Consider the following 22,725-nt stretch of genomic DNA (forward strand, 5'->3'; position numbering starts at 1 on the left):
ATGACCCAGGCCAGCGCCTACCAGCCGCTCCATCACAAGTACCGTCCCCAGCGCTTCGACCAGCTGGTGGGCCAGCAGGCGATCGTGGCCACCCTCAGCAACGCCCTGCGGCAGGGGCGGATCGCGCCCGCCTATCTGTTCAGCGGTCCACGCGGCACCGGCAAGACCTCCAGCGCGCGGATCCTGGCCCGCTCGCTCAACTGCATCGCCGCCGACGGCCCCACCCCCGAACCCTGCGGCGTCTGCGAGCTGTGCCGTTCAATCACGGCGGGCAATGCCCTTGATGTGATCGAGATCGATGCGGCCTCCAACACCGGGGTCGACAACATCCGGGAACTGATCGAACGCTCGCGCTTCGCGCCGGTGCAGGCCCGCTGGAAGGTCTACGTGATCGACGAGTGCCACATGCTCTCGACCGCTGCCTTCAATGCGCTGCTCAAGACCCTGGAGGAGCCACCGCCGCGGGTGGTGTTCGTGCTGGCCACCACCGATCCGCAGCGGGTGCTGCCCACCATCCTGTCCCGTTGCCAGCGCTTCGATTTCCGCCGCATTCCGCTGGAAGCGATCGAAACCCACTTGGGCGAGATCGCCCGGCTCGAAGCGATCAGCATCACGCCCGAGGCCCTGCATGTGGTGGCCCAGCGGGCCCAGGGCGGCCTGCGCGATGCCGAAAGCCTGCTCGACCAGCTCAGCCTCCTGCCTGCCCCGGTGGAGGCTGGAGCCGTCTGGGAGCTGCTCGGGGCGGTGCCAGAACAGGAGTTGCTCTCCCTGGCCGCGGCTCTCGCCGGCACTGAGCCATTGGCCGTGGTGGAAACCTGCCGCGAGCTGCTGGAGCGGGGCCGCGACCCGGGGGCGGTGCTGCAGGGGTTGGCCTCGTTGTTGCGCGACCTCACGGTGGCCGCAGCCGCGCCCGGGCGCCTGGAGTTGAGCAGCCTTTCCCCCCAGTTCCGGCCCCAGCTGCCGGAGCTGGCGGCCCGCATCTCCACCCCCCGGCTTCTGAGCTGGCAGGCCGGCCTCAAGGGCAGCGAACAGCAGCTGCGCCAGAGCGTGCAGCCACGCCTGTGGCTGGAGGTGCTGCTGCTGGGCCTGCTGGCCGAAGCGTCGACGGGCAGCGCCGCCGCGCCGGTTTCTGTTTCGCCGGGAGCTGCTGCGCCCGCCCAGGCCCCAGCCGTTCCCAGCGCGCCAGCTGCGAATGCGCATGGCCCTGCAGCCGCGCGTGCCCCGGTCCCTGCAGCCGCAGAGCCCGGCGTGCCGGGCCCCGGGGCCCCGGGGCCCGCAGCCCCTAGGCCCGCAGCCCAGGTCCCTCCAGACCCGGTGCCCTCCAGCCCAGGGGGCGGCAGCGACCTCACCGAGCTGTGGCAACAGATCCTGGCCAGCCTGGAGCTTCCCTCCACCCGCATGCTCCTGTCCCAGCAGGCGGCACTGGTGCGCCTCGACGGGCAGAGGGCGGTGGTGCGGGTCAGCGGCAACTGGGTGGCGATGGTGCAGAGCCGCCTGCCGCTGCTGGAGAAGGCCCTGCAAAGTGCGCTGGGCTCCGCCCGCCAGCTCGTGCTGGAGAGCGCCGACGCCCCAGGTCCACCGCGTGCCACCGCTGACGGTTCAGGGGCACCCGCTGGGGCCGTGCCGGGCGGAGGGGGGCCAACGCCAGCACCAGCGGCACCGGGACTGGGCCAGGGACCGGACCAGGCACAGCGACCGGAAGCCGCCACGGCGATGCCGTTGCGAACGGTCTCCCCGCCAGCTGCTGTGACACCGCCTGTACCGGGGCTGCAGCCGGCTCAGGCGCCCTCCGCCGCCGGTTCAGGGCCTGGGGCTGCTGTGACGGCCATGGCTGCCGTTGCTGCAACTGGCCTTCCAGCACCCGCGGTGGCCGCAGGCCTCACCACGGCCACACCTACCGGTCCACCTGTAACCCCCGTGCCGCTCGACGACAAGGCGCGGCGCCTGGCGGACTTCTTCAACGGCGAGGTGGTTGCGTTCGACGGGCCGGTGCCAGGGCAGCAGGATGGGGCGAACCCGCCCTAGGAGACCTGGGTGGTGAGGTCAGCCTCACCGGTGAGATCGTCGCTTTCCTCGTGGCTTTCCTCGCCGGATGCCTCGCCCACGTGAAGCGTCTTGGCCCAGACGAGACGTTTCGGCAGCAGGGCCATGCGCAGCGCCACCCAGGGAATCACCACGAACCAGTGGGCCAGATAGGCGATGCCCAGGGCGGCGGTGAAGGGATTGATGTTGGGCAGGGGGGGGCCTTCGCTGCTGCGCCGGCAACCCGCCACGATCGCCGCCCCGGAGAGGCCGAAGGCCACGATCGACAGCGGCCAGATCGATGGCAGCGTGCGGGTGGCCAGGGCTGTGAGCAGATCGGCGATCGACACCACCGGCAGGGCGTACTGGAGCAGAAAGAACGCCGCCAGATCCAACTTGCGGGAAGGGGCCAGCGGACCTGCCACGAGGCTGGGCCAGTAGTCGAAGAAGCGTTGCAGGCCCCCCTCGGCCCACCGCTGCCGCTGCCGCCAGAGGGCGGGCAGGGTGCGCACCGCCTCCTCCTCCACCGGCGGATCCCAGAGCACGCCAATGCCGCAATCGCCCAGCAGCAGGCGGAAGCTCAGGTCGAGGTCGTCGGTGACGGTGGCTTCGTTGAAGCCGCCACAGGCTTCCAGGGCATCACGCCGCAGCAACTGGCCATTGCCACGCAGTTCGGGGACACCGCCGGAGGCCAGCCGTCCCTGCTGGATCACGGTGTCAAGGGCCATCTCCATCGCCTGGGCCTGGGTGAGCAGGTTGCGATCGGCTTCCACCACCGCCTTGCGCAGCTGCACCGCCGCCCAGCTGCCCGCTTCTGCGTAGGGAATCAGCCGCTGCAGCAGATCCCGCGGCATGCCGGCATCGGCATCCAGCACCAGCATCCAGCGGCCGCGCAGCTGGGGCAGCACGGCATTGAGCGCCCCCGACTTGCCGCCACCGGCATCGCGCGGACGGCGCAGCACCGTGAGCAGGGAGTGGCGGCTGCCGATCTCCTCCAGCAGCGCGGCTGTGCGGTCTTCGCTGCCGTCGTCCACCACCCAGAGACGCAGCTGGCCTTCGGGGTAGCTCAGCTGCGCCACCCGCTCCACCAGGCGCCCGATCACAGCCTCCTCGTCCCGCGCCGCCACCACCACATCAACGTCGGGCCAGTGGTCCAAGGCCTCGGGGAGGGCAGCCGGCAGCTGGGGTTTCCAGAGCCGGAACAGCACGGTGCGGATCACATAGGCGCCCAGCAGCAAGGTGAGGCTGATCGCCGGCAGCAGGTTGCGGGGCGGCTCCACCCAGTGGGGTGCCGCGCCGGCACAACCGCACAGGAGCACGAACAGCGCCGCTTTGCCACGCCGAGGACGAGAGGCGGTCTTCGCAGCGGTCAGGCCTGGCATGAATGAACGCTCTCCGTGATGCCACGCCGCACGCGACAGGGTCTCGGTCGTGGCAGGGCTCGAACTGGGCCGAACTCTAAAGGCCCTGACCGAGCGCCTCCAGCGGCTGGAGCTGGGTCCCCGGGTAGTACCGACTCAGCAGCTGTGGCAGGGTCCAGCCCCGACCGGCTAGATCGATCGCACCCGCCTGAGAGAGGCCGGCGCCATGGCCGAAGCCGCCGCCGTTGAAGCGCCAGCGGCCGGCTCCCTCCGCTCTCAGCTCAAACAGGGTGCTGGGCAGCTGCCGGAAGGTGCGGCGGATGGCATCGCGGCGCAGCACCTGCCGACCTTCGCTCCCCTCGATGGCCAGCGCCATCACGCGGCCGCTCGGTCCCCGCTCCAGCACGCTGAGCTTCAAGGGGGTGCCCACCGGCAACCGGGCCGTGGTGAGCGCCTGCTGCACCTGAGCGGTCGTCAGCAGGCGCTGCCAGCGGAAGCGCGGGTGGTAGGCGCCATAGGCGGAACCGCCGTTGGCCAGCAGCGCCGGCAGCGACGCCGCCGCCAGGGGCACGGCAAACCGCGCGTTGAAAGCGGGTGGGCCATCCGGCGCCGCCTGCAGATAGGGCAGCGGCGAGCCGCTCCACACCTCCTCAAAGCCAGCGGCCATTCCCCCGTTGGTGGCGTGATAGACGGCATGGATGGGCTCTCCCTGCCAGGTGAGCACCTGGCCCCGGGTGGCCTGGATCGCAGCCCGGACCGCCGCCCCCGCCTGCCGCGGATCGGCGTAGACCTGGCACTGGGTGTCAGCGCAGAGGTGGTAGCCATCGGTGGCATAGCGGTGCTTGTTGCGCAGCGACCAGGTGCGGGCCAGCACCGCCTGGGCGGCGAGGGCGGCCGGCGGTGATCCGGCGCCGATCTCATGGGGCACCACACCCAGCAGGTAGCGCTCCAGCGGCACCTCCTCGATCAGAGTCCAACCGCCGTAGGCGTTGCTCGCCAGGCGGAACGGCCCCTGGAACACACCGCCCTCCCAGCGCAGCCCTCCCGGCGCCGTGATCCGCAGCGGACCTTTCAATGCCGCACCAGCAGCTCCCGGCTCCCCGGACGTCAGCACCAGCCGTTGGCTGAACCGCTGCTCCACCTGCCGGGCCTGCAGGCCGGCCGGAGCCTGGGTGGCGGCAGGCGCCCATACCTCCCATTCGGCGGGATGAGCGATCACCGGAGCCACGCCGAGCTCCCGCCAGGCCGTCGCCGCCTGTTCCGCACTCTCGAAGCTGGCGAACGGGCCCAGCACGGTGCGGGCGAGCTGGAACGGCTCCGCCAGGGGCTCCTCCTGCCAGCGCAGGCGAACGCTGGACCCCGAGAGCCGCTGGCCGTCGGCGTCGGTGACCACCAGCTCACCCGCCGCCGCCTGGAGCACCAGTGGAGCGGCCTTGGCCACCCCGCCAGGAGCAGGGCCCAGGCGTGGGCCGAGCGACACCCACAACACGGGCTGGGCGGGCTGCACCGGCGGCGGCGCACTGGTGGGCCAGTGCAGGGGCAGAGGGGCCGGGAGGGGGTCGAGAGCGGGGACAGCACGGAGGCTGGGTGCCGCGAGAAGGGTGAGCGCCAGCCCGAGGGCCACCGGCGCCAGGGCAGACCCGGGCTGCAGGGAGAGGGGGGCGGAAGGACGCAACAGCTGGCGGAGCATGGGCAAAGCGGACGGGGGGAGTTGGCAGCCGGCACTACCAAGTCGTAGTTTGGTTGTTTGTGAAGTCGCGCAGGACATGCCGAAGCTCAAGACCCGCAAAGCTGCCGCGAAGCGGTTCAAGCTGACCGGCAGCGGAAAATTCATGCGCCGGCATGCGTTCCGCAACCACCTGCTCGATCACAAGAGCCCCAAGCGCAAGCGTTTTCTGGGCACGATGGCGGTGGTCGACGAACGCGACGCCGACAACGTCAGCCGCATGCTTCCTTACGCCGGCTGACCTCTCGCCAGGTCGCCCACTCCTTTTCCTTTCCATTTCGCCCTGAGAACTCACCATGGCCCGCGTCAAGAGGGGCAACGTCGCCCGTAAACGCCGTAACAAGATCCTCCGCCTGGCCCGTGGCTTCCAGGGCAGCAACGGCAGCCTGTTCCGCACCGCCAACCAGCGTGTGATGAAGGCGCTGTGCAACGCCTACCGCGACCGTCGCCGCCGGAAGCGCGATTTCCGCCGTCTCTGGATCGCCCGCATCAACGCCGCCGCCCGCATGAACGGGCTGAGCTACAGCCGGCTGATGGGCGGCATGAAAAAAGCCGACATGCTGCTGAACCGCAAGATGCTGGCCCAGCTCGCCGTGGCTGATCCGGCCAGTTTCACCAGCGTGGTTTCGGCCGCTACGCGCTGATCACCACCGCACTGCGGGGAGGCCCGATGGACATTCTCCTGCCTCAGGCCTATCTGATCGGCCTGATCCTTCTGCTCGGCGGTGCAGCCGTGGTCATCGCCCTGCAGGTGATGCGGGTCCGCCGCGATGAAGCGGCGCTGGCCCGGCTGGAGGGGCAAGCCAAGGGAGGGGACGGCAAGGACCCTGCCGTTCTCTACGAACTCGGCTCTGTGCAGCTGCGCAAGCGCCTCTACGCCCAGGCGGTGGACACCCTTGGCCTGGCCCAGAAGAAGAGTGGCGGTGAGCCCCCCGAGGCGCAGGCGCTGATTCAGAACGCGCTTGGCTTTTCCCTGGCGGCCCAGAGCAACTACGCCAGTGCCATCCGCCACTACAAGGCAGCTCTTCAGGCCAAACCCGATTACCCGGTAGCACTCAACAACCTGGGCTATGCCTTCGAGCGACAGGGCAAACCGGATGAGGCGCGGGACACCTATGCCAAGGCCCTGAGCCTCGATCCCACCAACAAAACAACCCTCAAGCGCCTGAAGCTGCTCGATCGTCGCTTTCCAGCTGAACTGAAAGCCCCGGCGACCAGCGGCCAGGGGATGGCTGCGGGCACTGGCGAGCCAGGCTCATCATCAGCTGGGTCCAGCAGCACAGGCAGCAAATCGTCTCCAAAACCCTCGCCCACCAACACACCGGTCTGACCACAGGTCGTCAGGCTCCAGGCTGATCCGCTTAAAGCGACAGCGGGAACCGAACAGATGGCCTGGAGAGGGCCAGCCGCCCCTGAGGTTCGCTGCCTCAGGGGCGCTCGCTTGTCGTCACCACAGCCCGCGGACTGGCGCCACCTGGCCGGCTGGCCGGGAAGCGGGTGGGCTGAAGGCACTCACGGGATCAAGCACCAGCCGGCCACCGGGATTGGTGAGCCGCGGTGCATTCCAGCCCATCAGCGAGAAGCCCTGCAGGCCGAGAAAATCACCGCCTGGTTCGAGGCCCAAAGTGAGGGTGTCGATCAGGGGGATGAGCTCCAGCTGATCAGACTTGGCATTGAGGTTGCCCTGCACCGGCGAGGTGGTGCCGCCCACCGTGAGCGTGCCGCGCAGATCGATCATCTGGCCCATGGCCGTCACGGTGTCGAGGCGCAGCTCCACAGGGGTGGGGACGCCGCCGCCAAAGGCCTGGTAACTGCCGCGCCACTGCCGCGGCAACTGGGCGGCAAGCAGCACGGCCCGGCCTACCGGATCGAAGGTTTCCACCGGACCGGTCTCACTGAAGGAGGTGTCCAGCGGCGAGGCGGACGGCAGGGTGAACGGCACAAAACTGCCCACCGGCACCGCACTGGCGGCGAGCAGCAGGGGGAGAACCGGTGTCATGGAAACAAGCAGGCTTGCGCGAAGGTTAGGAGGCGTGCGCTGTAACTTCTCCCCATGGTGCAGATTCCGGCTTCGGATCCGTCCGCCCTCGCCGACGACACGCTGGTGATCGGCGGTCGCCGCTTCCGCAGCCGCCTGATGACCGGCACGGGCAAATACCCCTCGCTAGCGGCGATGCAGGCCAGCCTGGCGGCCAGCCGCTGCGACATCGTCACCGTGGCGGTGCGGCGGGTGCAAGCGGCGGCGGCAGGCCATCAGGGCCTGATTGAGGCGATCGACTGGAGCACGATCTGGATGCTGCCCAACACCGCCGGCTGCGCCACCGCAGATGAGGCCGTGCGGGTGGCGCGGCTGGGCCGAGAGCTGGCCAAGCTCGCCGGCCAGGAAGACAACACCTTCGTGAAGCTGGAGGTGATCCCCGACGGCCGCCACCTGCTGCCCGATCCATTCGGCACCCTCGAGGCGGCCGAGCGGCTCGTGAAGGAGGGTTTCACCGTGTTGCCCTATATCAACGCCGATCCGCTGCTCGCCCGTCGACTCGAGGAGGTGGGCTGCGCCACCGTGATGCCGCTGGGCTCTCCGATCGGCTCCGGCCAGGGCATTCGCAACGCCGCCAACATCGCCTTGATCATCGAGTCGGCGGGGGTGCCGGTGGTGGTGGATGCGGGGTTGGGCGTACCCAGCGAAGCGGCCCAGGCCATGGAGATGGGGGCTGACGCCCTGCTGATCAACAGCGCCATCGCCATGGCAGGCGATCCACCGGCCATGGCCTGGGCGATGGCTCGGGCCACCGAGGCGGGCCGGTGCGCCTGGAAGGCCGGGCGCCTGCCGCAGCGACCGGACGCCCAGGCCAGCTCACCCCAGTGGGGACGGGTCGGCAACACCGAGGCTCCGCGCCTGTGACGTTCCCTTTCGGCCTCGATGCCGGCGCGGAAGGACATCGTTAAGGTTCGCTTTCTGAATCGGGCCACCCCACCATGTCGGTCACCAAGGAGGACGGGGGCAGGCTCAACGCCTTTGCCAGAGAACCGCGGATGCAGGTGGTCGAAGCCGGCGGTGAACGCAGCCGCAGCACCACCGTCCTGCTGATCGCAGGTGGGCTGCTGGTGCTGGCCATGGTGGGCGTGGCGGTCGGCATCAGCTGACGCCACTGCTGCACGAGGGGGGCGGAATGCCTGTAGTAGCTTGCCCCAAGAGAGCAATCGCTCGTTCAGCAGGAGTTCAGACGTGAAGGTTCTCGTTCTCGGCGGCGACGGCTTCTGCGGCTGGCCCTGCGCTGTGAACCTGGCCGACGCCGGTCACGACGTCGTGATCGTCGACAACCTGAGCCGCCGCAAGATCGACATCGACCTTGGGGTCGAATCGCTCACTCCGATCGCCACGATCAACGACCGCCTGCGTGCCTGGGAGGAAACCGGAGGCCGGCCCATCCGTTTCGTGGCACTCGACATCGCCCAGCACTATGACCTGCTGCTGGGGCTGCTGCGCAGTGAGCGCCCCAGTGCCGTGGTGCACTTCGCCGAACAACGGGCCGCCCCTTATTCGATGAAGTCGAGCGCCACCAAGCGCTACACGGTCGATAACAACGTGAATGGCACGCACAATCTTCTTTGTGCAATTGTTGAAAGCGGTCTCGACATTCATATCGTTCACCTCGGAACGATGGGGGTGTACGGCTATGGCTCCCACCGTGGCGCCACCATCCCCGAGGGCTATCTCACGGTGGAAGTTCCCCAGCCCGATGGCACCCGCTTCCAGGAGAAAATCCTTCACCCCACCGATCCAGGCAGCGTCTACCACATGACGAAAACGCTGGATCAGCTGTTGTTCTTCTACTACAACAAGAACGACGGCATCCGCGTCACCGACCTGCACCAAGGCATCGTCTGGGGCACCAACACCGATCTCACTGACAGGGATCCGCGCCTGGTCAACCGTTTCGACTACGACGGTGATTACGGCACCGTGCTCAATCGCTTCCTGATGCAGGCGGCGATCGGCTATCCACTCACGGTGCATGGCACCGGCGGCCAGACCCGCGCCTTCATCCATATCCGCGATTCGGTGAAATGCGTGGAGCTGGCGATCGACAATCCCCCCGCCTCAGGGGAGAAGGTGCGCATCTACAACCAGATGACCGAAAGCCACAAGGTCAAGGATCTGGCCGAAAAGGTGGCGGCCGTCACCGGGGCCAAGCTCAACCACCTCCCCAACCCCCGCAAGGAGGCCATCGAAAACGACCTGATCGTCGACAACCGCTGCCTGATCGAGCTGGGGCTCAAGCCCACCACCCTCGACGACGGCCTACTGGGCGAAGTTGTGGATGTGGCACGCCGCTGGGCCGATCGCTGCGATCGCTCCCGCATTCCCTGCGTGTCCACTTGGACCCACAGCCAGGCGGCCGCGCTCCAACCGGTGGTTTGAACGGACCGTCCGCAGGCACGCCGTCCACGTGAAGATCGCACTGTTCACCGAAACCTTCCTTCCCAAGGTCGACGGCATTGTCACGCGGCTCACCAAAACGGTGACCCACCTGGTGGATGCGGGCGACGAGGTGCTGCTGTTCTGCCCCGAAGGAGCCCCGGACACCTTCATGGGCGCACGGGTGATCGGCGTGCCGGCCCTGCCCCTGCCGCTCTACCCCGAGCTGAAGCTGGCGCTGCCGCGGCCCTTGGTGGCCGAGGCGCTTGACGCCTTCAAGCCCGACCTGGTGCACGTGGTGAACCCGGCGGTGCTCGGCCTGGGCGGGATCTGGCTGGCGCGTACCCGGGGCGTGCCCCTGGTGGCCAGCTACCACACCCACCTGCCCAAGTACCTCGAGCACTACGGCATGGGCATGTTCGAACCGCTGCTGTGGGAGCTGCTAAAGGCGGCCCACAACCAGGCGGCCCTCAACCTCTGCACCTCCACGGCGATGGTGGAGGAACTCAGCCAGCACGGCATCCAGCACACCGCCTTGTGGCAGCGGGGAGTCGACACCGATCTGTTCCGACCGGAATGGCGCAATCAGACCATGCGCAGCAAACTCACCGGCGTGCACGGCGACAGCGACAGCCTGCTGCTCTACGTGGGCAGGCTCTCGGCGGAGAAGCAGATCGAGCGGATCCGGCCGGTGCTCGATGCCCTGCCCCAGGCCAGGCTGGCGTTGGTGGGTGATGGCCCACACCGCCAGCAGCTTGAGAAGGTGTTCGCCGGCAGCGCCACCACGTTCGTGGGCTACCTGGGCGGCGAGGATCTGGCCAGCGCCTATGCCAGCGCCGATGCCTTCCTGTTCCCCTCCTCCACCGAAACGCTTGGGCTGGTGCTGCTGGAGGCGATGGCGGCCGGTTGCCCGGTGGTGGGCGCCAACCGCGGCGGCATCCCCGACATCGTCACCGACGGAGTGAACGGCTGCCTCTACGATCCCGACAGCCCGGCCAGCCTCACCGCCGCCACCGAAAGGCTGCTGGCCAGCACCGAACGGCGCCAGGCCCTGCGGCTGGCAGCACGAGCAGAAGCAGAGCGCTGGGGCTGGGCGGGCGCCACCCAGCAACTGCGGCGCTTCTACAGCGAGGTGGTGCGCCCCCCTCTGCAGCTGGTGGCCTGAAGCCCCCCCGAAGCAGCTCGAAGCCATCCGATGTCACCTGCGCGCGGCTTCAGTTGCGCAGCTGGGGCAGGGTGTCACGGAACCAGGTGGTGAGCAGGGCCTTCACCATCGGTGCGGCAACGGTGCCGCCGTAGCCGCCACTGTTCTCGCCGAAGGCAATGATCACCAGGTTGGGCTTGCCCGCCGGCGCATAGCCGCCGAACCAGGCATGGTCTGGCCGGGGGGGATCCTCGGCGGTGCCTGTCTTGCCGGCCACGGCGGGCAGCGAAGGGTCGTTCAGCAGGGTGGCCGTGCCGCTGGTGACCGCCTCGCGCAGCCCCTCCCGCAACACTTTCAAGGTGCTGGGTTTGAGGCCGATCCAGCGGCGCTCCACCGGCCGCTCCGCCAGGTGGGGCGTCACCAGCCAGCCGCCGTTGGCGATTGCCGCATACAGACGGGCCATCTGCAGAGGCGTCACGGTGACGGCCCCCTGGCCGATCGAGGAGGTGATCGTGTCCACCGAGGTCCACGGCTCATCGAGCACCTGGCGCTTCCAGGCGGGATCGCCCAGCAAGCCGGGGCTCTCCTCCCCCTTGAGTTCGACACCGGTGAGACTGCCGTAGCCCAGGCGGCGGGCCGCTCTGAACAGTTCATCGGGGCCGGTCTTGAGGCCCAGCCGGTAGAAGAAGCTGTTGCTGCTCACCGCCATGGCCAGGCGGAAACCGATGCTGCCGAAGCTGCCGTGATCCGCGTAGCACTGGCCGTCGTAGCAGAAGGAGCCTGAGGTGAGGATGGTGGAGGCGGGATTGAACAAGCCCGATTCCAGCCCCGCGATCGCGGTGATCACCTTGAAGGTGCTGGCGGGCGGGAACCCCCGCAGCGCCCGGTTGAGCATGGGGGCTTCCGGGCGGTTGAGCTCGTTCCACTGCGCTGTGGTGGGGCCCTCCGAGAAGATGTTGGGATCGAAGTTCGGGCGGCTGGCCATGGCCCGGATCGCGCCGGTCTGGGGATCCATCGCCACGATCGCCCCCTTGCTCACCCCGCTGAGGGCCTTCTCGGCCGCCTTCTGCAGCTCCAGATCGAGGGTGAGGCGCAGATCGTTGCCGGCCCGCGACGGCTTGTCTCCCAGCACCCGCTGCACCTGCCCATCGGCGTTCACTTCCAGCTGCTGTCCCCCCCACTCGCCGCGCAGGTGGTTCTCGTAGACGCGCTCCAGGCCGGTGCGACCGATACGGTCCTGCAGGCGGTAGCCCGTTTCAGACAGCTCCTTGTATTCCTCCTCCGTGATGCTGCTCGTGTAGCCGAGCACGTGGGCGCCGAGCCGTCCGTGCGGGTAGGCGCGCAGCACGTCGACATCCACATCAGCCCCTTTGAGCGACTCGGCCTGCTCGCGAAAACGCAACACCTGCTCGGTGCTGAGGGGGCCCGCCAGTTCAATGCGGAAGCCGTCCACGGCTCTGCCGTCCTTGCGTTTGGCATCGAGCTGCGCCGGGTCGAGCGCCAGCAGCGCAGCCAACTGCACCCGCAGCGACGGCCAGGCTGCGTCATCGACAAGCCGGGGCTGGATGTAGAGGTTGTAGGTGAGTCGGCTGCTGGCCAACACCTGGCCGTTGCGATCAAGCAGACGGCCGCGCATCGGATGGCGCGGCAGCAGGCGAATGCGGTTCTGATCCGCCAGCAGCTTGTTCTCTGCCCCCTGCGCGAGCTGCAGCCACACGAGCCGGGCGCCCATCGCCCCCAGCACCAGCACGATCAGCCCGAGCAGCCAGGCCGGCTGGTGCCGCATGCCCGCGTGGCGGGCCTGTCCGTGCAGATGCCCAGCGGCCATGGGCGTCAGGCCTCCAGGCGGTGCTGGAGCAGCGCCAGGCGCTCGGAGATCCGGGCCAGGGTGGTCTGCAGCGCCTCCCGCTCCCGCTGCGGGTCTGCGGCCTCTGAGAATCCGGTGGCGGCCGGATCGCCCGCCTGCGGCGACCAGGGCGGTGGCGGGGCCACATCGTGCACCTCCACCTTCATCACGGGATTGCCCAGACCGGGCTGGATCTGATCAAGGCTCTGGCGCACGGCCCGCGCCGCTGGATCGCCTTCCTGCTTCAGCTGGGCGAGCGGGTCAGGCGAAGCGGTGAACGCTTCCACCACCTCGAGCGGGCCCCCCTTGCGCGCCCGCTCGACCACCGCCATACCTACCGGCAGTACCTCCTGCATCAGCGCGAGCCGAAGGGAATCGAGAGGATCAGCCATGCCGAAGCAACCGAGGCAGCACCACCCGCGCAGGCGAGCGGCTTTGCCCCCAGTTTGACGCCCTCCGGAGGTGGCAGGGACTCAGGGCAGCCGCTGCACGCCGGGATCGACGATCATCTGGCGGCAGAACTCGCGCGAGCCCACCATCCAACCGGCCCCCACTGCCAGCACCAGCACCGCGGTGAACGGCAGCACGGCCTGTCGGGTGACGTCCAGCCCTGCCCACTCTCCCCAGCTGCGCAGCAGCCGCTCGCGATCGAAGCGGCGGCGCTCCTGCCGCTCCAACGTCTGCCGGCGGCGCAATGACTTCTCCACCCAGCGCTCGAAGGAGCGTTTCTTGGTCACGGCCATCTTGCGCTCCACCTCCAGCAGGTGGCCGGCGCTGAGCTCGGGGTTGAAGGTGCTGATCAGTTCCAGGGTCTTGAGGAACATCTCCACGGCGCCATCCTTGATCTGCGCCTCCTGCTCGGGGATCTCCTCCCACAGCACCTCGGGGTAGAAGCGGCCCCGGTTGGCGAGAATCTGCTCCTCCTGCAGCTGACCGGGTTCGCGCAACCAGCGGTCGGTGTTGGCATCGAAGCGCCGCCAATACAGAAAGGGATTGAGGTAGATCACCTTTCCGGCCAGCTGGATGCTGTCCTGCTGGAGGCGGCGCTGCAGCTGCGGGTCCTGCTCGAGGGCGACAGTCAAGAGAGGAAGGCCGGGCCCCGATGGTATCGAAGCTGTCCCGGGCGGGCCAGACCAGACCCAGACCAGACAAAAGAACGCCGCCGGCGGCGCCTTCAGCCGGCTGTCACTCCCACTCGATCGTGCCGGGAGGCTTGCTGGTGATGTCGTACACCACCCGGTTCACGCCCCGCACCTCATTGACGATGCGGTTGGAGATTTTCTCCAGCAGGTCGTAGGGCAAGCGCGACCAATCGGCGGTCATGCCGTCTTCGCTGGACACGCAACGGAGAACGATCGGATAGGCGTAGGTGCGCTTGTCGCCCATCACACCAACGCTGCGCACCGGCAGCAGCACCGCAAACGCCTGCCAGATGTCGTGGTAGAGCCCTGCATCCCGCACCTCCTCGCGCACCACCAGATCGGCATCGCGCAGGATGTTGAGGTTCTCGGCCGTGACCTCGCCCAGGATGCGGATCGCCAGGCCAGGCCCCGGAAAGGGATGGCGGCGCACGATCTCTTCGGGCAGGCCGAGGCTGCGGCCCACCTTGCGCACCTCATCTTTGAACAGACGCCGAAGCGGCTCCACCAGCTTGAACTGCAGATCCTTGGGTAGGCCACCCACGTTGTGGTGGCTCTTGATTTTCACAGCCACCCGTTCGCCGGTCTTGGGATCCACGCCGGTGCCGGCCGACTCGATCACATCGGGATAGAGGGTGCCCTGGGCGAGGTAATCGAAGGGGCCGAGTCGCTTGCTCTCCTCCTCGAACACACGGATGAACTCGGCACCGATGATTTTGCGCTTTTCCTCCGGATCGATGATGCCCTTGAGCTTGGCGATGAATCGATCACGGGCATTGATATACTCCACGCGAATATGAAACTGGCGATCGAAGAACTCCATCAGGAATTCAGGCTCCCCTTTGCGCATGAAGCCCTGGTCGATGAACATGCAGGTGAGCTGGTCCCCGATCGCCCTGTGCAGCAGAAAGGCGAGGCTGGAGGAATCCACGCCACCGGAGAGGGCGAGCAGTACCCGTTTGCTGCCGACACGGGCCTGAACATCGGCCACGGCTTCTTCAATGAAGGCGCTGGTGGTCCAATCTGGCTCGCAGCCGCAGATGTGATAAACGAAGTTCCGGATCATCACCATGCCACCGGTGGAGTGCACCACTTCGGGATGGAACTGCACGCCATAAAGATGGCGCCGATGATCTGCCACTGCCGCTTCCGGCGTGTTCCTGGTATGGGCCAGCCGCGCGAATCCAGGCGGCAGAGTCTCCACCGAATCGCCATGGCTCATCCACATCGTGGAGCCGTTTTCCACGTTGGTGAGCAGATCGGTGGGATCGTCCACCTGAAGCGGTGCCTTGCCGTACTCTCCGCGGCCCGCCGCCACCACGTTGCCGCCCAGCTGCTGCACCATCAGCTGCATGCCGTAGCAGACCCCGAGCACCGGAATGCCCAGATCCCAGAGGCCCGGATCGCACACAGGCGCCCCTTCGGCATACACCGAGCTGGGGCCACCGCTGAGGATGATGCCTTTGGGGGCCAGCTCGCGCAGCTCATCGGCGCTGGTGGCGTAGCCCATCACCAGGGAATACACCTCGGTTTCCCGCACACGGCGCGCGATCAGCTCCGAATACTGGGATCCGAAATCGAGGATCACGATCGCCGGGTGGCGCTGGCTCTCCGGCTGTTCCAGCGACTGTGAAGCTTGAGACATACGACCGGAACGCTTCTTGATCGGCGGCTGGCCGGATGCGTTGCCCCCGGAGCAAGGCCCCGCATGGGCCGCCAGGCCTGAGGGACTCACCCTAGAGGGTGCCGGAATGCCTCCAGCAACTCCTGGCCTTGAGGTCCGCACACACGCAGCTGGCGCCGGCGGTCGAACAGCGCGGCCCCCACGCGCATGGGGAAACTGCCGTAGCGGGCTAGATAGGCCATGCTGCGTTGCTCAATGGCCGCGGCGATGCGCCGCTCCAGCCGCTGGGCCAGATCAGGGTCCACGGCCACCAGTTCGCTGAGCGCTGCCTCCACGGTGGCGGCACCATGCAGGCGGCCGAGGGCCTCACCGCTGAGACCTTCAAGGGCCGCCAGGGCGGTGAGCACCTCGGCGCGGCCATCGGCGAGATGGTGATGGGTGTGGAAGATCCCACCGGCCAGCTTGATCAACTTGCCGTGGTAGCCGAACAGCAGCAGGCGGCGCACTCCCGCTTCCGCCGCCGCCACCAGCACCGGCCCCAGCCAGTTGCCGGCCTTGAGCAGCAGCCCGGCGGGGAGCCCCAGGCTGGGCGCCAGATCGAGGCCGTTTTCGCCGATCACAAGCACGAGATCACCGTTGAAGCCGGCCGTGGCGGTGCGTGCCGCCAGGGCCGCCAGGCAGGCCTGCAGTTGATCGGGAGCGGCGCTGCGCTGCACCTCCGCCTGGGTGCCGATCAGCGCCAGTCCGTCGACCACGCCGAAGGCCGCGTTGCTGGTGCGCAGCGCAAGGGCCCGGCCCTCAGGCAGCACGAGCCGCAGGCACACCGCCCGGCCGGCACCGACCAAGGGCCGCAGGTTCGTCTCCAGCAGGGCACGGGCATAGGCGGAGGCGCACAGGTCACCCGTCGTGCCATGCACCCCCACCCCTTCGCCGGCTTCCAGCACGAAGCACGAGCCGCCGGCCGGCGGCGGCTGGATCCAGCAGGCCACCACCCACACCGCCAGGCCACGGGTGAGATCCAGGCCGGCGCCGGGGTCGCAGCGACTGATGCCGAGAGCTCGGCCTGGCCCGATCGGAGCCGCCGCTTCCACCGGCACCGGCTGCAGCCCGGGCGGCTCGAGCAACTCCAGTGTCTGCAGGCCCTCGAAGGGAGCCGCAGGGCCAGCTTCCGCCCGCTGGAGCGCCTGCACGGCGGCACACGCCGCCGCCGTCACCCACACCGGCAGGGTGTAGCCGGGTGAAGCGTTCACCATCCGTTTTTTAAGGTGGTTGATTGTGCCGCTGCGCCCCCGCGTTTCCACTCCCCATGCAGGACAAGCTCACCCTGATGATTCCCGGTCCCACACCGGTGCCGGAGACCGTCCTGCTGGCGATGAGCCGCCACCCGATCGGCCATCGCAGCGCCGATTTCCAGGCGATCGTGAAGCGCACCACCGCGCAGCTCAAGTGGCTGCATCAGACCGGCAGCGATGTGCTGGTGCTCGCCGGCAGCGGCACGGCGGCGATGGAGGCGGGGATCATCAACATCCTCAGCCGCGGCGACAAGGTGATCTGCGGCGACAACGGCAAGTTCGGTGAGCGCTGGGTCAAGGTGGCGAAGGCCTACGGGCTGGATGTGCAGGTGATCAAGGCCGAATGGGGCCAGCCTCTGGATCCGGACGCGTTCCGTGTGGCGCTGGAGGCGGATACAGACAAAGCGATCCGTGCGGTGATCCTCACCCACTCGGAAACCTCGACGGGCGTGATCAACGACCTGGAAACGATCGCCCGGCACGTGCATGCCCACGGCCAGGCCTTGATTGTGGCCGACTGTGTCACCAGCCTGGGGGCCTGCAACGTGCCCATGGACGCCTGGGGCCTCGACGTGGTGGGCTCGGGCTCCCAGAAGGGCTACATGATGCCGCCCGGTCTGGGCTTCGTGGGCATGAGCGAGCGGGCCTGGCAGGCACAGCAGCGCTCCGACCTGCCCAAGTTCTATCTGAACCTCGGCGCCTATCGAAAAGCGGCCGCCCAGGACAGCAATCCGTTCACCCCTCCGGTGAACCTCTACTTCGCGCTCGAGGCCGCCCTCGAGATGATGCAGAGCGAAGGCCTGGAAGCGATCTTCACCCGGCATGAACGCCACCGGCGCGCGGTGAGCGCGGCCATGAAGGCGATCGGCCTGCCGCTGTACGCGGCGGAGGGCCACGGCAGCCCCTCGATCACCGCCGTGGCACCCAGCGGCATCGACGCCGAAGTGCTGCGCAAGAAAGTGAAGGCCCGCTACGACATCCTGCTGGCCGGCGGCCAGGACCACCTGAAGGGCTCGGTGTTCCGCATCGGCCACCTCGGCTTCGTCTGCGATCGGGATGTGCTTACGGCGGTGGCGGCGATCGAAGCCACCCTGCAGGAGATGGGCATGGCCACAGCCACCGTGGGAGCCGGCATGGCAGCCGCTGCCACCGAGCTGGCCCGCTGAGGCGCAGCGCGCGGGGCGGCCTTCCAGGAGGCCGCCTTCCGGCACCTTGCTACATTGCAGGAATGCGGGTGTAATTCAGTGGTAGAATGTCAGCTTCCCAAGCTGAACGTCGCCGGTTCGAATCCGGTCACCCGCTTGAAAGATGTTCAATTTAAATTGGTTTTGAGCTGTTTAGCACTTAACTGCTGAAGCTGCTTCAGCTCCAAGCACATCGCCCAATGAAGGGGCATTGAAGTGAAGCGTGTGCAGCGAATGAATCGCACCCCTGGCTGATCGGCAGCCACCCAACCGCCTGGCAGCACTTGGATTGAGGCTCTCAAGCACTCTCCGCCTTCCCCCTAACGACCTGCAGGGTGCCCGTCTGCGGATCAGGACTGTTCCTCACATCTGCCGGTCCTATCCAGCATCGCCGGAACCCTTGTGGCATCTGCCGGATCTGATAACGCTGCGCAGGGGCGAAGCGGCATTGACCCTTGCGCGGCAGACCGTGAGGCCGTCACACCAGGCAGGCAGCGCGAGGGCGTTGGCTCAACACCTGCCTGGGGAAGGCCAGGCCGGAAGATGCCGTGATCGGCAGGGTGGCCGCTGACCCAGGCGGGGGTGCAGGCTCAGGCGCGGGGTTTGATCAGTTGCAACACCTGGGGGCCAAGGCCACCCACACGACGCTCGCAGTCGAGGAGCAGCAGAATGCAGCGCGCAGATTCAGCCAGATCGCCCTCTTGCGCTGCCGCTTTGGCAGCAGACTCATGGCGGCTGATCTCTTGAAGGAGGGCAGAACGCTGCTCGTGCGAAACTGCTTTCACCGCCATGCTTTTAGCGACGACTGTCAAAACCGGAGATCATGAATAGCGCAAGTGTAGGGGTTTCGAGCAGAGCTGCCTGAGTTCTTGCCGCAGCGAAAAGTAACAGCTTTGCCGGCCGCCATACGGCTGGGCCTGCCGCCAAACGCTCATGTTCCAGGCTCTTCTCCCTCGTCGACAAGATCGGCAATCTGCGATCTCAGGGCTTCCACGCGAGACTGATCACCCCGGCTCACCGCCACAGCAAGGGCGAATTCAAGCTTTTCGCGTTGGTGCCCCCGCTCCACATAAGCGGAAGGAGGTGTGCAGGAAGGGAACGTGCGGGAGGCGGAGGTTCCGGTGGCGTTCAGCCCAGCCGACCCGAGGGGCCGTGGCAGGGGGCAAGCGGGATAGGTGAAAGCCATGTTCGCTTTCTTTTCATTCTGCCACCCCTGGCCAGTGCATCGAGAGAAGGTGAGCTAGGCGGCGTCCCGGTAGCTCTGCGGCTCGGGTGCCGATGACAGGAACACTTCGGCCACCGCCTCCGCCTGGGGACCTGGCTCATCAAGCAGCTGCCGGCAGTCCTGAAGCAGCGCTTCCACGTGGTCGAGGGCATCGAGCTGAGCCTGGTCTGGCGACTCAGGCCGCTGGATCGCCGTTTCAAGGGCGCCAAGCCGCTGTTCCAGCTTCACCAGCCGATGGGAAAGGGCGGCCACCGTCTGGGCAAGATCCTCGGCGGTTCGCGTGATCCGGAAAGACACCGATTCGGTCGTCATCGCAGGCAAAGTCGGTAACGCCGATGACAACACACATCCCCGGCGGGCTCAAGTCGTCTTTCAGACTGAGGGATCCCACCAGCGGATCTTCTTCATGGCTGCACCAGCGACTTTGGTGCTCTATCTGCTGTGCGGGACGGCCGGGGGCCTACTGGCTCTGCGTACCGGAATTCCTGCTGCCCCTTTGGCCGGCGCGCTGCTTGGAGCGGCCGTGGCGAGCATGAGCGGGCGCCTCGAAGTGGCCCAATGGCCCACCGGAACCCGCACCCTGCTGGAGATCGGCATCGGCACGGTGATCGGCACTGGGCTCACGAGTGCCGCGCTGGCGGAGCTGCGTGTGTTGTGGCGGCCGGCGATCCTGATCACCGTGGCCCTGGTGGCCACCGGCCTGGTGGTGGGGTTGTGGTCGAGCCGTTTGCTGGGCGTGGATCCGGTCATCACCCTGCTGGGCGCAGCACCGGGGGGCATCAGCGGCATGAGCCTGGTGGGAGCGCAGTTCGGTGTAGGGGCGGCCGTGGCGGCCCTGCATGCCGTGCGGTTGATCACCGTGCTGCTGGTGCTGCCTGTGATCGTGCGCCTGGTGCTCGGCAGCACGGGCGGTTCGTCATCGGGCTGAGCCCGGCCCTGGCCATAACCGCCACAGAGGCCCCTCGACAGCCGAAGCACGGCCGATACGTTGGGCCCAGCAGCCTCGGGCCCGCCTCCACCCTTCCATGCAGCACCCCACTGTTCGCCGCGCCACTGTTCACCAAGACACTGTTCGGGCCGGCACTCTGCAAACCAGCGCCGCCGAGTCCGGCCTTGCTCCAGCCGGTGCTCTGCGAGCCAGCTCCTTTCGCCGCATCCGCACCGCCCTCACAGCAGGTCTGTTCACGCTGGCTGGTTCCCTCCTGACGGCCGGGGCGATCCCACAGCCCGCCTTGAGCCAGGCCACCACAGCGCTGCCTGCCGATCAAGGCAGCAAGGGCGCGCAGGTGTACTGCTTCATGCGCAAGGCGGGCAACAACCACGAGGTGAGCTGGACGGCGGCCTATGCCCTGATCCGGCGGCAATCCGCGAGCCTGTTCAAGACATCTCCGCAGCACGGCGCCGTGATGATCACCGAGGCGGTGGTCAACAACCCGGACGCCTTCCCCGATTGCGGCCAGTACCTGGGCGCGCTGTTCGGCAGCGAGAACCCTGCCCCTGCGGCTCCTGCCGTCACCTCCAGCGGGCCGGTGCCGATCCAAGGGGGCATGACCCGCGAGGAGCGCTACAACAATTGAAGGTGTTGCACTGCACTTGAGCAGGAACCGGCTGCAGGGGATCCGCCTGCTCACCACGGTCGCCCTGGCCGGCTTGGCGTTGATCGGCTGTGCGGCGGCTCCGCCGCCGGAGGTAGGCGACGCGCCAGCCAACGACGACTGCCTGCGTGAGGTGAAACTGGCGGAATTGCCGGCGGCGCTGCAGCGCTGTGACGCATCGGTGCAGGCCTTCCCCACCGATCCCCGCCCCTTGAGCGAGCGCTCCGTGCTGCACAGCCTGGGTGGCGATCAGGAGGCCGCCTGCAGGGACATCGAACGGGCCGCCCAGCTGCTGCGGCAACAGGGCAACCGAACGGAGGACTCCCAGCTGGCCATCGACATCCGCATCCGGCTGGAGGGCTGCCAGGAGAAGGCACCGCTGCCTGGCACCTGATCAGGGGTCAGCACCATGATCACCAGCGCTCGATCAGCTGCCGCACCATCGCCGGCAGCGCCTGGCGCCGCAGAGCCGTCTGACGGCCTTCCAGCAGCAGCGTGATGCGCTCGGCCTTGCTGGCGATGATTCCGTCCACGAGCTGATCGGCCACGCCCAGCTGCAGCCAATGGCTGGTGAGCGGTCCGGCCATGCCGATGCGGTGGCAGCGGTCCTCCGCCTGCTCCGCGTCCCCCGGCGTCCAGGGGCGCTCCAACAGCACCACATGGGCGGCCCTGTGCAGCGTGAAGCCCAAGCCACCAGCCCCGAAAGTGGCCACCAGGCAGGGCGTCGCCCCGGCCTGGAAGCGATCCACCTGTGCCTGGCGCTCCACCGCCTTCAGCCGACCCGTGAGCAGCGCCCCACCCAGGCGGTCCTGCAGCTGTTCGGCACTGGCCACGAAGGCGGTGAACAGCACCACGGCCTCCCCCTGGCGCAGAAGGGCCTCCACCAGCTGGATGGCGGCAGGCAGCTTGTGCTGGGCACCGATCCGGCGCAGGGCGGTGAGCATGGCGAGGGGCTCGGCGTCGCGGCGCACCTCGCCCCTGGCGGCCCGGCAGCGATAGTCGTCCAGCCTGGCGGCCAGTTCCTGCTCGAACGCCATCGCCTGGGACTCCCCGAGCGCCACCGGGAGCATGCGGCGGCACTTTGGAGGCAGGTCGAGGCAATCCTGCTTGCGGCGGTGGAGCACGAGCGGCCTTGTCAGCCGCTGGAGTTCATCGAGCCGCTCGGCTCCGACCGCCTGCCACTGGCGCCGTCCACCCCGTTCGCTCCAGTGCCCCTGACAGAACCGCTCCTCGTAGGCGTGCCGGTCTTGGGCGAGGGGATGGCCGATTGCCGCCAGCAGCGGAAACAGCTGAACCGGGCGGCCGTTCTTCATCGGGGTGCCGGTGAGCAACCAGATCGCCCGCAGCCGCGGATGTCTGGCCAGCCGCAGCAGGGCCTGGGTGCGCGCCGCCTGGATGTTCTGGGCGAAATGGGCCTCATCCACGATCAACACCGTGGCGGCCGGCGGCAACGAGCGCGGCAGGGCCGCCCAGCTGATCAGCTCCAGATCAAGGGCGAGGGAGAGGCCCTCCTGCCGCCAGTGGGGATGGAGGGCGGTTGGAGCCACCACGGCGATGCGGCAATCCGCCGCCCGGACCATGGCCCGGGCCGCCACCAACGCCGTGAGCGTCTTGCCCAGGCCCATGGCGTGGGCCAGCAGGGCACCGCGGCGAGCCAGCAGCCAACGCGCCGCCAGCCGCTGATGGGCGAACAGACGGCGCCCATCGGCCAGAGGCTGATCCAGGGCGGCCTGGGACACGAGGGTGCGGTGAGGCGGCAGGGGCGGCAGGGGCTGCTCCAGCCATGCCATCCACTGCGCCAGCTCCGGATCGATCCGGAAGCGCTGGCCAAGCAGCTGGCGTAAGGCCAGCGAGGCCTCGAGCGGAAAGGCCCAGCAACCACGCCGCGCCTGCCACTGGCCCCGGGGCCGCACGGCGCGCAACTGGGCCTGAGTGACGGGATCAAAGGGGGAGACCACCTCGATCTGTCCCGATGGACCGAGACGCAGCAGACAGGTGGCGGCGGAAACCGTGCGGGGTCCGAGGGAGCGGCTGACCGAGGGAGAGCTGCTGACGGCGGGGGAGCGGCTGGCGACGGGGGCGCTGCAAGCGGGCCGAAGACAAATTTAGTCGAATCGGGGCGACGGGCAACCGTTGGCGCTGAAGGC

23 protein-coding genes and 1 tRNA gene are annotated in these 22,725 nt (G+C 68.1%); 13 read left to right on the plus strand and 11 right to left on the minus strand.

Annotation, left to right across the window (positions count from 1 at the left end; translation table 11 throughout):
• Positions 1–2,025 (plus strand): DNA polymerase III subunit gamma/tau, encoded by a 2,025-nt coding sequence (locus ACXMDP_RS01035; RefSeq protein ID WP_259729032.1) that lies wholly within the window; start codon positions 1–3, stop codon positions 2,023–2,025.
• Here the strand turns inward: ACXMDP_RS01035 and ACXMDP_RS01040 are convergent.
• On the minus strand, positions 2,022–3,395 hold the full coding sequence (locus ACXMDP_RS01040; protein WP_399232730.1) for a glycosyltransferase: 1,374 nt from the start codon (positions 3,393–3,395) through the stop codon (positions 2,022–2,024). The two genes, ACXMDP_RS01035 and ACXMDP_RS01040, sit on opposite strands and share 4 nt — an antisense overlap.
• 85 nt (positions 3,396–3,480) lie before the next feature.
• Entirely contained in the window at positions 3,481–5,073 is a 1,593-nt protein-coding gene (locus tag ACXMDP_RS01045) for a SpoIID/LytB domain-containing protein (protein WP_457767008.1), read from the minus strand.
• Between the two features lie 76 nt (positions 5,074–5,149).
• Here ACXMDP_RS01045 and rpmI point away from each other — a divergent pair, with 76 nt between their 5' ends.
• The 3 genes from rpmI to ACXMDP_RS01060 are packed head-to-tail and all read left to right on the plus strand — an operon-like array spanning position 5,150 to position 6,439.
• Positions 5,150–5,350 (plus strand): 50S ribosomal protein L35, encoded by a 201-nt coding sequence (gene rpmI / locus ACXMDP_RS01050; RefSeq protein ID WP_094511149.1) that lies wholly within the window; start codon positions 5,150–5,152, stop codon positions 5,348–5,350.
• Between the two features lie 55 nt (positions 5,351–5,405).
• The gene (gene rplT, locus ACXMDP_RS01055; protein WP_094511150.1) at positions 5,406–5,753 is read left to right on the plus strand and encodes a 50S ribosomal protein L20; all 348 of its coding nucleotides are present in this window, start codon (positions 5,406–5,408) and stop codon (positions 5,751–5,753) included.
• A gap of 26 nt (positions 5,754–5,779) precedes the next feature.
• Positions 5,780–6,439, plus strand: coding sequence for a tetratricopeptide repeat protein (locus ACXMDP_RS01060; protein ID WP_311134102.1), 660 nt, complete (start codon positions 5,780–5,782; stop codon positions 6,437–6,439).
• A gap of 117 nt (positions 6,440–6,556) precedes the next feature.
• On the opposite strand, the gene ACXMDP_RS01065 is transcribed toward ACXMDP_RS01060, so the two are convergent.
• Complete coding sequence (locus ACXMDP_RS01065; protein WP_259729029.1) at positions 6,557–7,108, minus strand: hypothetical protein; 552 nt, start codon at positions 7,106–7,108, stop codon at positions 6,557–6,559.
• Positions 7,109–7,162: 54 nt separating this feature from the next.
• Here ACXMDP_RS01065 and ACXMDP_RS01070 point away from each other — a divergent pair, with 54 nt between their 5' ends.
• The 4 genes from ACXMDP_RS01070 to ACXMDP_RS01085 all read left to right on the plus strand — a co-directional run bounded on the left by ACXMDP_RS01070 (position 7,163) and on the right by ACXMDP_RS01085 (position 10,694).
• Positions 7,163–8,011: a thiazole synthase gene (locus tag ACXMDP_RS01070; protein WP_259729028.1), complete on the plus strand. Its 849-nt coding sequence runs from the start codon at positions 7,163–7,165 to the stop codon at positions 8,009–8,011.
• Between the two features lie 74 nt (positions 8,012–8,085).
• Positions 8,086–8,253 carry a photosystem II assembly protein Psb34 gene (psb34, locus tag ACXMDP_RS01075; RefSeq protein WP_094511154.1) on the plus strand — a complete coding sequence of 56 codons (168 nt, stop codon included), beginning with the start codon at positions 8,086–8,088 and terminating at the stop codon, positions 8,251–8,253.
• A gap of 82 nt (positions 8,254–8,335) precedes the next feature.
• Positions 8,336–9,532, plus strand: a complete 1,197-nt coding sequence (locus ACXMDP_RS01080) for an NAD-dependent epimerase/dehydratase family protein (RefSeq protein ID WP_094511155.1) — start codon at positions 8,336–8,338, stop codon at positions 9,530–9,532.
• Positions 9,533–9,560: 28 nt separating this feature from the next.
• The gene (locus tag ACXMDP_RS01085) at positions 9,561–10,694 is read left to right on the plus strand and encodes a glycosyltransferase family 4 protein (RefSeq protein ID WP_094511156.1); all 1,134 of its coding nucleotides are present in this window, start codon (positions 9,561–9,563) and stop codon (positions 10,692–10,694) included.
• A gap of 49 nt (positions 10,695–10,743) precedes the next feature.
• Here ACXMDP_RS01085 and mrdA read toward each other — a convergent pair whose 3' ends face one another.
• From mrdA to cbiD, 5 genes are all read right to left on the minus strand, one after another.
• The gene (gene mrdA, locus ACXMDP_RS01090) at positions 10,744–12,501 is read right to left on the minus strand and encodes a penicillin-binding protein 2 (RefSeq protein WP_259729027.1); all 1,758 of its coding nucleotides are present in this window, start codon (positions 12,499–12,501) and stop codon (positions 10,744–10,746) included.
• A 5-nt stretch (positions 12,502–12,506) separates the two neighbouring features.
• A complete protein-coding gene (locus ACXMDP_RS01095; RefSeq protein ID WP_259729026.1) occupies positions 12,507–12,911 on the minus strand; it encodes a hypothetical protein in 405 nt (134 codons plus the stop codon).
• An 81-nt stretch (positions 12,912–12,992) separates the two neighbouring features.
• Positions 12,993–13,601 carry a hypothetical protein gene (locus ACXMDP_RS01100; protein WP_255100494.1) on the minus strand — a complete coding sequence of 203 codons (609 nt, stop codon included), beginning with the start codon at positions 13,599–13,601 and terminating at the stop codon, positions 12,993–12,995.
• Positions 13,602–13,704: 103 nt separating this feature from the next.
• On the minus strand, positions 13,705–15,282 hold the full coding sequence (guaA, locus tag ACXMDP_RS01105; RefSeq protein ID WP_457767196.1) for a glutamine-hydrolyzing GMP synthase: 1,578 nt from the start codon (positions 15,280–15,282) through the stop codon (positions 13,705–13,707).
• Positions 15,283–15,389: 107 nt separating this feature from the next.
• Positions 15,390–16,535, minus strand: coding sequence for a cobalt-precorrin-5B (C(1))-methyltransferase CbiD (gene cbiD, locus ACXMDP_RS01110; RefSeq protein WP_259729024.1), 1,146 nt, complete (start codon positions 16,533–16,535; stop codon positions 15,390–15,392).
• A 53-nt stretch (positions 16,536–16,588) separates the two neighbouring features.
• Between cbiD and ACXMDP_RS01115 the strand changes: the two genes are divergently transcribed.
• The gene (locus ACXMDP_RS01115) at positions 16,589–17,740 is read left to right on the plus strand and encodes a pyridoxal-phosphate-dependent aminotransferase family protein (protein WP_259729023.1); all 1,152 of its coding nucleotides are present in this window, start codon (positions 16,589–16,591) and stop codon (positions 17,738–17,740) included.
• A gap of 64 nt (positions 17,741–17,804) precedes the next feature.
• Positions 17,805–17,876, plus strand: a tRNA-Gly gene (locus ACXMDP_RS01120).
• Positions 17,877–18,348: 472 nt separating this feature from the next.
• On the opposite strand, the gene ACXMDP_RS01125 is transcribed toward ACXMDP_RS01120, so the two are convergent.
• Both ACXMDP_RS01125 and ACXMDP_RS01130 read right to left on the minus strand, forming a co-directional pair.
• A complete protein-coding gene (locus ACXMDP_RS01125; RefSeq protein ID WP_233132859.1) occupies positions 18,349–18,570 on the minus strand; it encodes a hypothetical protein in 222 nt (73 codons plus the stop codon).
• A gap of 428 nt (positions 18,571–18,998) precedes the next feature.
• A complete protein-coding gene (locus ACXMDP_RS01130; RefSeq protein WP_255100490.1) occupies positions 18,999–19,295 on the minus strand; it encodes a hypothetical protein in 297 nt (98 codons plus the stop codon).
• A 94-nt stretch (positions 19,296–19,389) separates the two neighbouring features.
• Here ACXMDP_RS01130 and ACXMDP_RS01135 point away from each other — a divergent pair, with 94 nt between their 5' ends.
• The 3 genes from ACXMDP_RS01135 to ACXMDP_RS01145 all read left to right on the plus strand — a co-directional run bounded on the left by ACXMDP_RS01135 (position 19,390) and on the right by ACXMDP_RS01145 (position 20,972).
• Positions 19,390–19,911, plus strand: coding sequence for an AbrB family transcriptional regulator (locus ACXMDP_RS01135; RefSeq protein ID WP_094511166.1), 522 nt, complete (start codon positions 19,390–19,392; stop codon positions 19,909–19,911).
• A gap of 97 nt (positions 19,912–20,008) precedes the next feature.
• Positions 20,009–20,560 carry a DUF6554 family protein gene (locus tag ACXMDP_RS01140; protein ID WP_399232685.1) on the plus strand — a complete coding sequence of 184 codons (552 nt, stop codon included), beginning with the start codon at positions 20,009–20,011 and terminating at the stop codon, positions 20,558–20,560.
• 16 nt (positions 20,561–20,576) lie between these two features.
• Positions 20,577–20,972 carry a hypothetical protein gene (locus ACXMDP_RS01145; RefSeq protein WP_259729022.1) on the plus strand — a complete coding sequence of 132 codons (396 nt, stop codon included), beginning with the start codon at positions 20,577–20,579 and terminating at the stop codon, positions 20,970–20,972.
• 19 nt (positions 20,973–20,991) lie between these two features.
• On the opposite strand, the gene ACXMDP_RS01150 is transcribed toward ACXMDP_RS01145, so the two are convergent.
• Positions 20,992–22,536: an SNF2-related protein gene (locus ACXMDP_RS01150; protein ID WP_259729021.1), complete on the minus strand. Its 1,545-nt coding sequence runs from the start codon at positions 22,534–22,536 to the stop codon at positions 20,992–20,994.
• Between the last annotated feature and the right edge of the window lie 189 nt (positions 22,537–22,725).

Source organism: Cyanobium sp. ULC065 (genome assembly GCF_977927515.1).